Raw genomic sequence first — 12,556 nt, forward strand, 5'->3', positions numbered from 1 at the left:
GGTGGCCGGCACCGAGGAGGCGGTCGAGCCAGCCACCCGCTCCGGCGCGCTGCCGGACTGGGTGGCCGCCGTCGTCACGTTCCTGAGCTCCGGCGCCGTGCTGGTGCTGGAGATCGCCGGGCTGCGGCTGATCGCGCCCTACGTCGGCATCACGCTGCAGACCAACACCGCCGTCATCGGGTTCGCCCTGGCCGCCATCGCGGTGGGGGCGTGGTGCGGCGGCGCGGTGGCCGACCGCACCGACCCCCGGCGGCTGATCGCGCCGCTCATGGTCGCCGGCGGTGCGCTGGTGGTCGCCGTGCTGCCGCTGGTGCGGTTCGCCGGCTCCTGGCTGACCGGCGCGGACGCCGGCAGCGTGCTGCTGCTGGCCGCGGTCGCCGTCGTCGTCCCGGCGGCGCTGCTCTCGGCGGTGCCGCCGATGGTGGTGAAGCTGCAGCTGGCCAGCCTGGCCGAGACCGGCTCGGTCGTCGGCCGGCTCTCGGGCATCGGCACCCTCGGCGGGATCGCCGCCACCTTCGTCACCGGGTTCCTGCTCATCGCCGTCTTCCCGACCAGCGGCATCCTCGTCGGCACCGGGGTGGTGACTGTGCTGGCCGGGGGAGCCGTGGGGCTGCTGCTGCGCCGGCGGGCCGGGGGCGGTGCCGGCCGGGTGCCGCTCGGGCTGTTCGTGCTCGCACTGGCCGGGTCCCTGCTGGCGGCGGTCGCGCCGACGCCCTGCGAGGCCGAGACCGCCTACCACTGCGCCCGGGTGGTGGCCGACCCGGAGCGGGAGACCGGCCGGGTGCTCCAGCTGGACACCCTGCGGCACTCCTACGTCGACCTCGCCGACCCCACGTACCTGGAGTTCGAGTACGTGCGGGCGATCGCGGCGGTGAGCGACGCCGCGGCCCCGGCGGGGGAGCCGCTGTCAGCGCTGCACCTCGGCGGCGGCGGGGCCACGGTGCCCCGCTACCTGGCCGAGGTGCGCCCCGGGACCTCCAGCCTGGTGCTGGAGGTCGACCCCGGGGTCGTGGCGATGGACCGCGAGCAGCTGGGGCTGGCCGAGTCCGCCGACCTGCGGGTGCGGGTCGTGGACGCCCGCGTGGGCCTGGCCGCCGAGACGCCGGGCGCGCGCGACCTGGTGGTGGGGGACGCCTTCGGGGGCCTGTCGGTGCCCTGGCAGCTGACCACCGTCGAGGCGCTGGAGCTGGTCGACCGGGCGCTCACCGACGACGGCGTCTACGCCGCCAACCTCATCGACCACCCGCCGATGGGCTTCGTGCGGGCGGAGCTGGCGACGTTGCGCGCCGTCTTCCCGCACGTGGCGCTGGTGGCGCGGACCGCGGTCGTGGCCGGGGACGACGGCGGCAACGTCGTCGCGGTGGCCTCGCGGCGGCCCCTGCCGACCGACGCGATCGGCGCGGCGCTGGGCGGGCACGAGCTGCCGTGGCAGGTGGTGGACGGCGCGGCGCTGGACGCCTTCGTCGGGGACGCCGAGGTGCTCACCGACGACCACGCCCCGGTCGACCAGCTGCTCACCCCGTACGCCGCCCCCGGTTCCTGACCTCGAGCCGTCGCGGCAGACCCGGCGGTTTCCACGGAAACCGACGCGGCAACCCCGGCGGTTTCCGCGGAAACCGACGTGGCGGTCCGCGGGAACCGACGCCGGCTATCGCGCGATGGGGGCGGTGCGGGCCCGGGTCAGCCGCACCAGGTCGGCCGGGGACAGCTCCACCTGCAGCCCGCGCCGCCCGGCGCTCACCAGCACCGTGTCGAAGTCCAGTGCCGAGTCGTCGACCACCGTGGGCAGGGGCTTGCGCTGGCCCAGCGGGCTGATGCCGCCCAGCACGTAGCCGGTCGTCCGCTCGGCGTCGGCGGGCTCGGCCATCCCGGCCTTGCGCCCACCCGCCGCGGCCGCGAGCGCCTTGAGGTCCAGGCTGCCGCTGACCGGGACGACGGCGACGGTGAGCGCGCCGTCCACGCGGGTCACCAGCGTCTTGAACACCTGCCGGGGGTCGGCGCCCAGCGCGGCCACCGCGGCCTCGCCGTGGCCCTGGTCGGCCGGGTGCTCGGGGTCGTAGGGGTGCAGGGTGTGGTGCACGCGGGCCTTCTCCAGGGCCCGCACCGCCGGGGTCGCCGCCACGGCGCGGCAGTCTAGGGACCCCCTCCGCCCCACCCCTCGCCGGCTCGGGGCGCTGCCCTGGAGGGGGCCGCCCGTCACACAGGGAATGGGCGCCCACGCCGCGACGGTTGGACAGGCCGTGAGCAGCACCCTCGCCTCCAGCGCCCGCCCACGGGCCGTGCACCGGCGTCCGCCGGGCCGCCCCGACGCCCCGCGGCTAGGATCGTCCGAGGCGGTGCCCCGCCTCCGGGGGCCGCAGAGAGGACGGTCGGTGCCTGAGGAGTCCGCGGACCTGAACCCCGAGAACGCCCCGGTGGAGGTCCCCGAGGCGCGCGCCGGCGGCAGCCGGACCGAGCTGGCCGAGACGCGCGCCGAGCGCGACGCCCGGTTCGAGCGCGACGCGCTCCCGTTCCTCGACCAGCTCTATCCGGCCGCGCTGCGGATGACCCGCAACCCCGCCGACGCCGAGGACCTCGTCCAGGAGACGTTCGTCAAGGCCTACTCCGCGTTCCACCAGTTCGCCGAGGGCACCAACCTCAAGGCCTGGCTGTACCGGATCCTGACCAACACCTACATCAACAGCTACCGCAAGAAGCAGCGGCAGCCGCAGCAGTACCCCACCGACCAGGTGCAGGACTGGCAGCTGTACGCCGCCGAGGAGCACAGCTCCAGCGGGCTGCGCTCGGCCGAGATCGAGGCGCTGGACCACCTGCCGGACTCCGACATCAAGGAGGCCCTGCAGCAACTGCCGGAGGACTTCCGGCTGGCGGTCTACCTCGCCGACGTCGAGGGCTTCGCGTACAAGGAGATCGCCGAGATCATGGGCACGCCCATCGGCACGGTGATGTCCCGCCTGCACCGCGGTCGCCGCGGGCTGCAGAAGTTGCTGGCCGACTACGCACGCGAGCGCGGCTTCGTCCGCGCCGGGGCCGGGGAGGAGGCGAGCCGCTCGTGACCGACGACGACCGCGGGGCCGGCGAGCCGATCGAGATCCACTCCTGCGACGACGTGCTCTCCCACGTCTTCGAGTTCCTCGACCACGAGACCGACGACGCCCGGCGCGACCTGATCGCCGAGCACCTCGAGGACTGCTCGCCCTGCCTGCGCCAGTTCGGCATCGAGCAGGAGTTCAAGGCGCTGGTCCGCCGCCGCTGCGGTGGGGACGCCCCGCCGCCCGGGCTGCGCGACCGGATCAAGGTCCAGCTGACCACCGTCTCCTTCGACGAGGACGGCACCCAGGTCAGCGTCGAGCGCGTGACCCTGGAGCGGACGCAGGAGCGCCCCCTCGGCTGAGGGAGCACCGCCGCCTGAACGGAAGAGGCCCAGGACCCCGGCCGGGGTCCTGGGCCTCTGCGCGTGAGACCCCGTCCCGGGTCCCGCCCCGAGCCTGCGCCGGGTGGGGAGGACGGGGTCCTCTCTCACGCGTTGGGGCGCTTGCCGTGGTTGGCCTTGTTCCCCTTGCGGGAGCGCCGCTTGCGTCCACGCTTGGACATCGCTGCCCTCCTTCCCTCGTCGCTGCTGCGGCCCGGTGCCGGGCCCCTGGATCCCTCCGGGTGCTGCGGTACCTGCGTGTGCGCGGCACCGACCGACCCGTCAAGCTGACGCCTCCAGCCTCTCACGAGCGCGCACGACACCCCGCCGGTGGCGGAGGAGCCGGACGACGGGTCAGGCTGGGACCGTCGGGAACGGACTCCGGGAGGGCCGGCACGGTGCCACAGGTCGGGATCGAGAGCGTGCTCGTGGCGGGGCGTGGCCCGGCGGCGTGCGCGGCGGTGGCGGCGTGCTCGCGCCTGGGGGTCAAGGCCGTCGCCGTCCACTCGGAGGCCGAGCGGTCCGCCCGCCACGTCCGCCTCGCCGACGACGCCGTGCTGCTCGGCCCGGCACCGGCGGCCGAGTCCTACCTCGCCGTCGACCGGGTGGTGGAGGCGGCGCGGCGCAGCGGGGTGGCCGCCGTCCTGCCGGTGCCGCCGGCGCTGGCCGGCAACGCCCGCCTGGCCGGTGCGGTGGTCGCCGCGGGGCTCACCTGGGTGGGCCCGTCCGCCGCCGTGCTGGAGCGGGTCGGCGGTGACGGGGTCGAGCCGGCCAGCGAGCGCGGTTTCCTCGCCTGGGTCACCGACGCCGGGCTCCGCTACACGACGCCGGTCTCCCGCGACCGGGCCGCGGGCATCGCCCGGGTGTCCTGGACCCCCGAGGAGCCGGTGGAGCTGCCGCCGGCGGCCAAGCGGCTGTCGGAGATCGGCTGGCGCGGCCTGGTGACCGTCGGCATCTCGCCCGACGGCGAGCTGGCCGAGGTGGCCGCCGGCTTCTCCCTCGACCTGGCCGTCCTGGAGCGGGCTCACGGCGTCGACGCCGTCGAGCTGGCGCTGCGCAGCGCCGGAGGGGGCCGGCCCGCGGCCGTCGACAGCGGCCCCGACCGGGCCGGGCGGAAGGCCGTCGCGGTCCAGCTGCGCTCCACGCTGCCGCCGGGCACGGCCGGCCGGGTCACCGGCCGGCTGCCGGAGTCGGGGTGGCGTCAGGACGCCACCTCGGGGGTCGAGGTGGTGGCGGTCAGCGGCTACGACCCGGGGGACCGGCTGGACGGCTGGTACGACGCCCTGCTGGCCACGGTGAGCGCCGCCGGCCCCGACACCGCGACGGCCGCCCGCGCCGCCAGCGAGGCCCTCGCCGGGCTCCCGGACGTCGGTGTGCCGCACGACGGGCCCGAGGTGTGCGCCGTCCTGCAGCGGCTGGCCTCCGGCAACCCGGCACCGGGCGGCTGAGCCCCCGCCGTCCCGGGACGGCGCGGCGGGGCACCGTGCCAGGATGGACGCAGCTCAGGGGAGGTGCCGGTGGCGGTCGAGGAGATCCACGCGGAGATGGTCTCCAGCGTGTGGAAGGTGCTCGTCGAGCCGGGCAGCGAGGTCTCGGCGGGGGACACCCTGGTGGTCCTCGAGTCGATGAAGATGGAGATCCCCGTCCTCACCGAGCGCGACGGCACCGTCCGCGAGCTGCTCGTCGTGGAGGGCGAGGTGCTGCAGGAGGGCGACCTCATCGCCACCGTCGTCGGCTGAGGCCGCCGGCGCCGCCTACAGCTCCAGCGCGTAGACGAGCAGGTCGACGCCGGGCACCGGCGACCAGTCCCGCTCGGGCAGCCGGGTGAAGCCCAGCCGGGCGTAGAGCCGGTGCGCCGCCGTCATCCGCGGGTCGGTCGACAGCACCATGCGCCGCTTGCCGGCGGCCCGCGCGCGGTCCAGGCAGGTGCGCACCAGCCGGGCGCCGACGCCCCGGCCCTGGACGGCGGGGTCGACGGCGAGCATGCGGAACGCCGCCTCGTCGTCGGACTCGAGCACCTCGCCGAAGTCGCCGCCCAGCACGAGGGCCACGCTGCCCACGACCCGCCCGTCCGCGTCCCGGGCGACCAGCAGCTGCGCCCGCGCCGCCCGCCCCGCGACGTCGGCCAGCTGGGTGCCGTACTCCGGGGACGCGAGCCCGCCGCCGACGTAGACCGAGACCGTCAGCTCGGCGATCCGGGGGAAGTCCTCGGGGCGGGCCGGTCCGACCGACACGGCCGGCTCTCGGGGGAGGGCCGGCGCACCGGCGGGGGAGACCACGCCCGGCAGCCTAGGCGGGCCTCCTGCCGGGTCCGCGGGGCCCGGGGTGGTCGCTCTCTACGCTCGGGGTCACCATGAGCAGCCTCTCCGAACGCCTGACCCGGGGGGCGGCGTCCGCACCCGCGCAGGTCGACCACGCCCGGCGGCTCGTCGCCGACTGGCAGTTGCTGGCCGACCTCTCCTTCGCCGACCTCACCCTGTGGGTCCCGCTGTCCAGCGGTGCGTGGTGGTGCGTGGCCCAGGTGCGGCCGCTGACCGCGCCCACCAGCCAGCCCGAGGACCTCGTCGGCGCGGAGGTGGAGCGGCCGACGGCCGAGCCCTTCGAGGTGGCCCACCGCGAGGGGCGCCCGGTCACCGAGGGGGAGCCGGACTGGTCCGGAGCCGCTCCGCGCCGCCGCGAGGTGATCCCCGTGCGGCACGACGGCGTGGTGGTGGCCGTCCTCGCCCGCGACACCAACCTGGCGGTCACGCGGTCACCGTCCACCCTCGAGCTGACCTACCTCGACATCGCCGCCGACCTCTGCCTCATGGTCTCGGCCGGCACCTTCCCGCCGCAGAAGGTCCTGGACGCCGAGCTGAGCCCGCGGGTCGGGGACGGCCTGGTCCGGCTGGACGCCGGCGGCCGCGCCGTCTACGCCAGCCCCAACGCCCTGTCGGCCTACCGCCGCATGGGGGTGACCGGGGACGTCGTCGGCGCCGACCTGGCCCCGCTGACCCGCGACGCGGCGGCCGACCGGGTGGCCGGCGAGGCGGTCGCGGCGGGCATCCGGTCGGCGCTGGCCGGCCGGTTCCCCGACCCGATGGACGTCGAGGCGCTGGGCGGCACGATGCTGGTGCGGGCGCTGCCGCTGCGGGCCCCGGGCAGCGAGGCCGGCGCGCTGGTGCTGGTCCGCGACGTCACCGACGTCCGGCGGCGGGACCGGGCGCTGCTCACCAAGGACGCCACCATCCGGGAGATCCACCACCGGGTGAAGAACAACCTGCAGACCGTGGCCGCCCTGCTCCGGCTGCAGGCCCGGCGGATGACCGAGCCCGCGGCGCGGGCCGCGCTCGAGGAGTCGGTGCGGCGGGTCGCCTCGATCGCCCTGGTGCACGAGACGCTGGCCGGCAGCCGCGAGGACGTCGTGGAGGTCGACGCGGTCCTCGACCAGGTGCTCCCGATGCTCGGCGACCTGACCTCGGTGGGCCCGGCCGCGCGGACGCGCCGGGTCGGCCAGTTCGGCGAGCTGCCGGCGGTCGCGGCCACGCCGCTGGTGCTCGCGGTGACCGAGCTCCTGCACAACGCCGCCGAGCACGCCTTCCCCGACGGCAGCCCCGGGTCCATCGAGCTGGTCGCCGAGCGCGACGGCGACGACCTGGTCGTGCGGGTGCGGGACAACGGCCGCGGCCTGCCGGCCGACTTCGATCCGGCCGCGAGCGAGGGCCTCGGCCTGCAGATCGTGCGCACGCTGGTCACCAGCGAGCTGGGCGGCAGCCTGAGCATGGGCGAGCCCGCGGACGGGAGCCCCGGCACGGAGGTGGTCCTCACCCTCCCCGGCGCGGGGCGGCTGCGCCGGTGAGGCACGCAGGACAGCCGCGAGGCCGGTCCCGGGATCCCGGGGCCGGCCTCGCGGCTGTTCGGTGCGGCGGTGCCGGGCGGGCTGCCCGGTACCGGCGTGAGCTCAGGCGGTGTGCACCCGAGTGCGAGCCTGGCGCCGCTTGAGCGCGCGCCTCTCGTCCTCGGACAGCCCGCCCCAGACGCCGGAGTCCTGACCCGAGCGCAGGGCCCAGTCCAGACAGGACTCCACGACGGGGCAGCGCCGGCACACACCCTTGGCCTGCTCGATCTGCACGAGGGCGGGGCCGGTCGTCCCGATGGGGAAGAACAGCTCCGGGTCCTCGTCCCGGCAGAGCGCGCGGTGGCGCCAGTCCATGGCGGTGTTCTCCTCGATGTCGTCTACGGTGTCGTGCATCAGTCGCCGGCCTCGGACCGCTCCGCAGGCCGGCACGTGGTGGCCAGCGCCATGGCACAGCGACTTCGTGCATTTGTTACCGACAGGTTGCTTTCCTCCCGCGATGTTTTCACGGCGAGGATGCCTGTCAAGCGGATCGAGGGCTTCGGTCGACCCCTCGTGAGCAACCTCACCACGGGCGTGCTAGGTGCGCCACTCGACTCGGCTCCCGATCGGCCCGGGGCGTTGACAATCCCGTCGCGGTGTGGGAAAGCCGCAGGTGGGAGACGGTGTGCGAGAACGCCCGGTTCCCTCGCGGAGGGGCCTCAGCCCACCACGCGGAGGGCGGCCGGGACGCTGGTCACCTGCAGCCCCGTCGCCGTCCCCAGGTGGTCCCCGTCCACCTGCCAGCCCTGGGGCCGGGAGGCGGTGAGGGTGAGGGAGGCCAGGTCGTGCCGCCGGTGCACCCCGCGCCCCCGGGCGTCGGGACGGCGGGCGAGGACCTGCCGCACGTGGTGCAGCATCCGCAGCACGCCCATGCGGCCCATCGCGAAGACGTCCAGCCCGGTGTCGAACGACGCCTCCGGGCTGGGGTTGACCGGGCGGGCACGCAGGTAGGTCCACGGCGAGACGTTGGAGACCAGGCACAGGAACAGGCCGTCCAGCGGCGGCTCCCCGGGCAGCTCCAGGGTCATCGCCGGGTCCCGGCGCTCCCGCCCCAGGACGAACGCGGCGGTCGCCTCCCGCACGTAGAGGGCCCCGGTCGAGCGCCGTCCGCGGGCCCGGTGCGCCTCGACCCGGCCGATGACGTCGGCGTCGAAGCCGAGGCCGGCGGAGAACGCGAACCACCGCGGTTCGGTCCACCCCGGATGGGCCCGCGCCCCGGCGTCGGCGGCGGCCTGCGCCCGCGCCGGCTCGGCGACGTGCGCGCTGCGGGTCGTGGCCCCGCGCGCGCTGGCCCGGCCCAGCGCGACCCGGCGGGTGCGGCCGTCGCGGAGCGCGTCGAGGATCTCCGTCGTCGCCGTCAGCGGGTCCCGCGAGAGGCCGACGGCGCGGGAGAAGACGTTCGTGGACCCACCGGGCACGACCGCGAGGACCGGGACGTCCGGCCCCGGCCCGTCGGCGAGCAGGCCGTTGACCACCTCGTTGACCGTGCCGTCGCCGCCGAGGGCGACGACGACGTCGACCCCCTCGGTGCGCGCCCGCCGGGCGAGATCGCTGCCGTGCCCGCGGTGCGCGGTCTCGGCGAGGTCCACCTTGAGGTTCCCGGCCAGGGTGGCGAGGACGTCGTCCCGCACCGCCCGGGTGGTCGTCGTCGCCGCGGGGTTGGCCACCACGAGCGCACGCATGCACTCAGGCTAGCCAGCGCCCCGGCCGGGGCCGGTCGGGGCGCGGGACGGGCGGTGCGGCTGGGCCGGGCGTGACCGGCGCGTGCGGAGTCGCCACGGTCCGGAGCCGGGGTCCCGGCGCGTACCCTCGCCGCCGTGACCGAGGAGCCGGCGGCCCGCCCGCCACGGCAGCGACGGCTGTCCGAGCGGCTGCTCGGCGGTGCGGCCGAGCCGTCGGCGCCGCGTCCCGCCCGGCCCCGTGAGGAGGCGCCGGCGGCGGTGCGGCGGGCCGCGCTGGTCGTCGCCGTGGAGTCCGCCGCACTGACGGTGGTCGCCCTGGTGCTGCTGTACCTGACGCTCACCTCGACCGCCGACAGCGTGCCGCGGGCGGTCGCCGAGATCGTGTACGTCTCGTTCTTCGCCGTCCTCCTCGCCGCGGCCGCCGTGGGCCTGTGGCGCCTCTCGGGCTGGGCGCGGGGGCCGGTCATCGTGCTGCAGCTGCTGCTCGGGCTGTTCGGCTACACCTCGGCGTTCGAGGCCGGCCGCCCGGCGATCGGGATCCCGATCCTCGTCCTCGTCGCCCTGGAGCTGTACCTGCTGGCCACGCCCGAGGCCCGGCTGGCGTTCTACCGCCGCTGAGCGGCCTAGACCAGGTCGACGACGTCGGCGATCGAGTCCAGGACCCGCGCCGGCCGGAACGGGAAGCGGGCGACGTCGGCCGCGGCGGTCGAGCCGGTCAGCACGAGGATGGTCTCCAGGCCCGCCTCGATGCCCGCGACCACGTCGGTGTCCATCCGGTCGCCGATCATCACCGTGGTCTCCGAGTGCGCCTCGATCCGGTTCATGGCGCTGCGGAACATCATCGGGTTGGGCTTCCCGACGAAGTACGGCTCCGCCCCCGTGGCCTTGGTGATCATCGCCGCGACCGAGCCGGTGGCCGGCAGCGGGCCCTCGGGGGAGGGGCCGGTGACGTCGGGGTTGGTCGCGATGAACCGCGCGCCCTGCCCCACGAGGCGGATGGCCCGGGTGATGGCCTCGAAGGAGTAGGTGCGGGTCTCCCCGAGGACGACGTAGTCCGGATCGGTGTCGGTGAGGGTGTAGCCGGCCTCGTACAGCGCCGTCGTCAGCCCGGCCTCGCCGATGACGTACGCGGAGCCGCCGGGCAGCTGGGAGGACAGGAACGAGGCCGTGGCCAGCGCGGAGGTCCAGATGGCCGTCTCGGGCACGTGCAGCCCGGAGCGGGTCAGCCGGGCGGCGAGGTCGCGCGGGGTGAAGATCGAGTTGTTGGTCAGCACGAGGAAGCGGCGCTCGCGCTCGACCAGGCGCTGCAGGAAGTCGGCCGCACCCGGCAGCGCCTGGCCCTCGTGCACCAGGACGCCGTCCATGTCGGTGAGCCAGCACTCGGCCGGCCCGCGCTCGGTGCTCACCGCGGGCGCGCGGCCGCGGCGGCGGCGGCGAAGGCGGGCAGGGCGTCGCCGGTGAGCCGGAAGACCGTCCAGTCGTCCATCGGCACGGCTCCGGCTGCCCGGTAGAAGTCGATGGAGGGGGTGTTCCAGTCCAGCACCGACCACTCGAGGCGGTGGTAGCCGCGCTCGACGCACAGCTCGGCCAGCGTGCGCAGGAGCTCGCGGCCCAGGCCGCTGCCGCGGTGCTGCGGCTGCACGTAGAGGTCCTCGAGGTAGATGCCGTGGGTGCCGCGCCAGGTGGAGAAGTTGAGGAACCACAGCGCCGTGCCGACGACCTCGCCGCCGGTCTCCGCGACGTGGCCGAACAGCGCGGGGGAGTCGCCGAACAGCGCGGTGGTCAGCTGCTCCTCGGTCAGCCGCACCTCGTGCGCGGCCCGCTCGTACTCGGCCAGCTCGTGCACCAGGCCGACGACGGCGGGGACGTCGTCGGGACGGATCGGCCGGACGCTCACGTGAGCAGCTCCTTGACGCGGGCCGGCACCAGCCGGGCGAGGGGGGACAGCGCCGGCACGAGGACCGGCGCCAGCAGGTAGCCGTAGGCCAGCACGCAGCCGGTGACCACCGGGGCGACGGCGAAGCCGATGACGATGGCCACCGCGGCGGCGATGATCCCGAAGGGCTTGCCGCTCTTGGGGCTGACCAGCGCCCGGAACGAGCGGAACCGGACGGTGCTGATCATGAGCACCGCCGGGACGGCGACGATGAGCAGCACCCACAGCCGGTCGCGGCCCTGCATCTGGTCGCCGAAGGCGAACACCGAGGCGAGGACGACGCCGGCCGCGCCGGGGCTGGGCATGCCGATGAAGTACCGCTTGTCGGCGGTCGGGTCGATCGTGGTGTTGAAGCGGGCCAGCCGGATCGCCGCGCACGCCACCCACAGGAAGCAGACCACCCAGCCCAGCGGGTCCCACTCGTCGCGGCCCTCGGAGAAGAGGGTGAACGCGAGCACGGCGGGGGCGAGCCCGAAGGAGACCAGGTCGGCGAGCGAGTCGAACTGCAGCCCGAAGGGGGTCACGGCGCCGACCAGCCGGGCGACCGCGCCGTCGGTGATGTCGAACACCACGGACAGCCCGACCAGGACGGCGGCCAGCGTGTACTGGCCCCGGATCGACACCAGGATGGCGGCGAAGCCGCACAGCATGTTGGCCAGGGTGAAGAGGCTGGGGAGGGTGGCCAGCGCCCGGCGGCGGGTGCCGCGCACCGAGCCCCGGACGAACTCGACGGTGGCGGTGCGGCGGGTCTGCGGAGGGCGCTCGCCGGACGCGGAGCTGGGCATGGGAGGTCTCCTCAGCCGGCCGCGGGCCACCGGGCGATGACGGTCTCCCCGCCACGCACCCGCTGGCCCTCGCGGACCGTGATCGTGCACTCGGGCGGGACGAAGACGTCCATCCGCGAGCCGAACTTCATGAGGCCCATCCGCTCGCCGGTGGCCAGCCGGCGGCCGATGCCGGTGCGGGTCACGATGCGGCGGGCCAGCACGCCGACGATCTGCCGGAAGACCACCGTGCGGTCGCCGTCGCGCAGCCGGATCTCGCTGCGCTCGTTCCGGTGCGCCGACTCCTTGCGGTAGGCAGCCAGGAAGCTGCCCTTGCGGTAGGAGCTCTCGACCACCTCGCCGCGGTACGGCGAGCGGTTGACGTGCACGTCGACGACGGAGAGGAAGACGCTGACCTGCTGCCAGTCGCCCTCCGGCGCGACGCCCTCCTGCGGCTCGCCGGCGACCATGACCACACCGTCGGCGGGGGAGACGACGTCGTCGGGGTCGGGCGGCTCGGCGTCGCAGCGCCGGTCGGGGTCCCGGAAGAACAGCGTCATGTAGGCCGCCAGGGCCAGCAGCGGCCAGGCGGCGAACCGGAGCCCGCGCCGGCCGGAGGCCCGCCCGGCGGCGGTGAGCAGGGCAGCCGGGGCCAGGGGCCCGGCGATGAAGGGCCACCCGGCCGGATCGATGCGCATCGTGGTCAGACGGTACCGGGACGCACTCGCCGGGACCGACCGGTCGCCGGTCGAGGACGGCGGCCGACGAACGGTGGTGGTGGCACAGGCCGCGGGCGAGCGACGCCGCCCACCCCGCCGGGACGCCGGGGCGCAGGGGCGGGGGGCCGCGCGCCCCCGCTCCCGGAGGGGGGGGGGGGGGGGGGGG

At 75.8% G+C, this 12,556-nt stretch carries 16 protein-coding genes; 7 read left to right on the forward strand and 9 right to left on the reverse strand.

Annotated elements, in window-relative coordinates; all coding sequences use genetic code 11:
- The first annotated feature begins 1 nt into the window (after position 1).
- Positions 2 to 1,543: a fused MFS/spermidine synthase gene (locus PGN05_RS13695; protein WP_419753103.1), complete on the forward strand. Its 1,542-nt coding sequence runs from the start codon at positions 2 to 4 to the stop codon at positions 1,541 to 1,543.
- Positions 1,544 to 1,648: 105 nt separating this feature from the next.
- On the opposite strand, the gene ybaK is transcribed toward PGN05_RS13695, so the two are convergent.
- Entirely contained in the window at positions 1,649 to 2,122 is a 474-nt protein-coding gene (gene ybaK, locus PGN05_RS13700) for a Cys-tRNA(Pro) deacylase (protein WP_419753104.1), read from the reverse strand.
- 250 nt (positions 2,123 to 2,372) lie between these two features.
- On the opposite strand from ybaK, the gene PGN05_RS13705 reads away from it, so the two are divergent.
- Positions 2,373 to 3,056, forward strand: a complete 684-nt coding sequence (locus PGN05_RS13705; RefSeq protein WP_419753105.1) for a sigma-70 family RNA polymerase sigma factor — start codon at positions 2,373 to 2,375, stop codon at positions 3,054 to 3,056.
- A complete protein-coding gene (rsrA, locus tag PGN05_RS13710) occupies positions 3,053 to 3,394 on the forward strand; it encodes a mycothiol system anti-sigma-R factor (RefSeq protein ID WP_419753106.1) in 342 nt (113 codons plus the stop codon). Before PGN05_RS13705 ends, rsrA begins: the two co-directional genes overlap by 4 nt.
- A 125-nt stretch (positions 3,395 to 3,519) precedes the next feature.
- Here rsrA and PGN05_RS13715 read toward each other — a convergent pair whose 3' ends face one another.
- On the reverse strand, positions 3,520 to 3,594 hold the full coding sequence (locus PGN05_RS13715; RefSeq protein ID WP_014377707.1) for a 50S ribosomal protein bL37: 75 nt from the start codon (positions 3,592 to 3,594) through the stop codon (positions 3,520 to 3,522).
- A 216-nt stretch (positions 3,595 to 3,810) separates the two neighbouring features.
- On the opposite strand from PGN05_RS13715, the gene PGN05_RS13720 reads away from it, so the two are divergent.
- Both PGN05_RS13720 and PGN05_RS13725 read left to right on the forward strand, forming a co-directional pair.
- Entirely contained in the window at positions 3,811 to 4,860 is a 1,050-nt protein-coding gene (locus PGN05_RS13720) for a biotin carboxylase N-terminal domain-containing protein (RefSeq protein WP_419753107.1), read from the forward strand.
- 69 nt (positions 4,861 to 4,929) lie between these two features.
- On the forward strand, positions 4,930 to 5,151 hold the full coding sequence (locus tag PGN05_RS13725; protein WP_419753108.1) for a biotin/lipoyl-binding carrier protein: 222 nt from the start codon (positions 4,930 to 4,932) through the stop codon (positions 5,149 to 5,151).
- A 15-nt stretch (positions 5,152 to 5,166) separates the two neighbouring features.
- Here PGN05_RS13725 and PGN05_RS13730 read toward each other — a convergent pair whose 3' ends face one another.
- Positions 5,167 to 5,691 (reverse strand): GNAT family N-acetyltransferase, encoded by a 525-nt coding sequence (locus PGN05_RS13730; RefSeq protein WP_419753109.1) that lies wholly within the window; start codon positions 5,689 to 5,691, stop codon positions 5,167 to 5,169.
- Between the two features lie 74 nt (positions 5,692 to 5,765).
- Between PGN05_RS13730 and PGN05_RS13735 the strand changes: the two genes are divergently transcribed.
- Complete coding sequence (locus tag PGN05_RS13735; RefSeq protein ID WP_419753110.1) at positions 5,766 to 7,250, forward strand: sensor histidine kinase; 1,485 nt, start codon at positions 5,766 to 5,768, stop codon at positions 7,248 to 7,250.
- 102 nt (positions 7,251 to 7,352) lie between these two features.
- On the opposite strand, the gene PGN05_RS13740 is transcribed toward PGN05_RS13735, so the two are convergent.
- Positions 7,353 to 7,604 carry a WhiB family transcriptional regulator gene (locus PGN05_RS13740; protein ID WP_419753118.1) on the reverse strand — a complete coding sequence of 84 codons (252 nt, stop codon included), beginning with the start codon at positions 7,602 to 7,604 and terminating at the stop codon, positions 7,353 to 7,355.
- 344 nt (positions 7,605 to 7,948) lie between these two features.
- Positions 7,949 to 8,971, reverse strand: coding sequence for a diacylglycerol/lipid kinase family protein (locus tag PGN05_RS13745; RefSeq protein WP_419753111.1), 1,023 nt, complete (start codon positions 8,969 to 8,971; stop codon positions 7,949 to 7,951).
- A gap of 135 nt (positions 8,972 to 9,106) precedes the next feature.
- Here PGN05_RS13745 and PGN05_RS13750 point away from each other — a divergent pair, with 135 nt between their 5' ends.
- Positions 9,107 to 9,589 (forward strand): hypothetical protein, encoded by a 483-nt coding sequence (locus tag PGN05_RS13750; protein WP_419753112.1) that lies wholly within the window; start codon positions 9,107 to 9,109, stop codon positions 9,587 to 9,589.
- Positions 9,590 to 9,594: 5 nt separating this feature from the next.
- Here the strand turns inward: PGN05_RS13750 and PGN05_RS13755 are convergent, their stop codons facing one another.
- Genes PGN05_RS13755 through PGN05_RS13770 form a run of 4 tightly spaced genes read right to left on the reverse strand, consistent with a single transcriptional unit; the run spans position 9,595 to position 12,369 of the window.
- Positions 9,595 to 10,377, reverse strand: a complete 783-nt coding sequence (locus PGN05_RS13755; RefSeq protein ID WP_419753113.1) for an HAD-IIA family hydrolase — start codon at positions 10,375 to 10,377, stop codon at positions 9,595 to 9,597.
- Positions 10,374 to 10,868 carry an N-acetyltransferase family protein gene (locus PGN05_RS13760; protein WP_419753114.1) on the reverse strand — a complete coding sequence of 165 codons (495 nt, stop codon included), beginning with the start codon at positions 10,866 to 10,868 and terminating at the stop codon, positions 10,374 to 10,376. The genes PGN05_RS13755 and PGN05_RS13760 overlap by 4 nt, the downstream gene beginning before the upstream one ends.
- Positions 10,865 to 11,692, reverse strand: a complete 828-nt coding sequence (pssA, locus tag PGN05_RS13765; protein ID WP_419753115.1) for a CDP-diacylglycerol--serine O-phosphatidyltransferase — start codon at positions 11,690 to 11,692, stop codon at positions 10,865 to 10,867. Before pssA ends, PGN05_RS13760 begins: the two co-directional genes overlap by 4 nt.
- An 11-nt stretch (positions 11,693 to 11,703) precedes the next feature.
- Complete coding sequence (locus PGN05_RS13770; protein WP_419753116.1) at positions 11,704 to 12,369, reverse strand: phosphatidylserine decarboxylase; 666 nt, start codon at positions 12,367 to 12,369, stop codon at positions 11,704 to 11,706.
- Positions 12,370 to 12,556 lie beyond the last annotated feature (187 nt).

This window comes from Geodermatophilus sp. CPCC 206100 (assembly GCF_048569675.1).
GTDB lineage: Bacteria > Actinomycetota > Actinomycetes > Mycobacteriales > Geodermatophilaceae > Geodermatophilus.

Coding starts and splice junctions, on each gene's coding strand:
- PGN05_RS13735 (WP_419753110.1), top strand. CDS start 5,766: ATGAGCAGCCTCTCCGAACGCCTGACCCGGGGGGCGGCGTCCGCACCC.
- PGN05_RS13740 (WP_419753118.1), bottom strand. CDS start 7,604: ATGGACTGGCGCCACCGCGCGCTCTGCCGGGACGAGGACCCGGAGCTG.
- PGN05_RS13745 (WP_419753111.1), bottom strand. CDS start 8,971: ATGCGTGCGCTCGTGGTGGCCAACCCCGCGGCGACGACGACCACCCGG.
- pssA (WP_419753115.1), bottom strand. CDS start 11,692: ATGCCCAGCTCCGCGTCCGGCGAGCGCCCTCCGCAGACCCGCCGCACC.
- PGN05_RS13770 (WP_419753116.1), bottom strand. CDS start 12,369: ATGCGCATCGATCCGGCCGGGTGGCCCTTCATCGCCGGGCCCCTGGCC.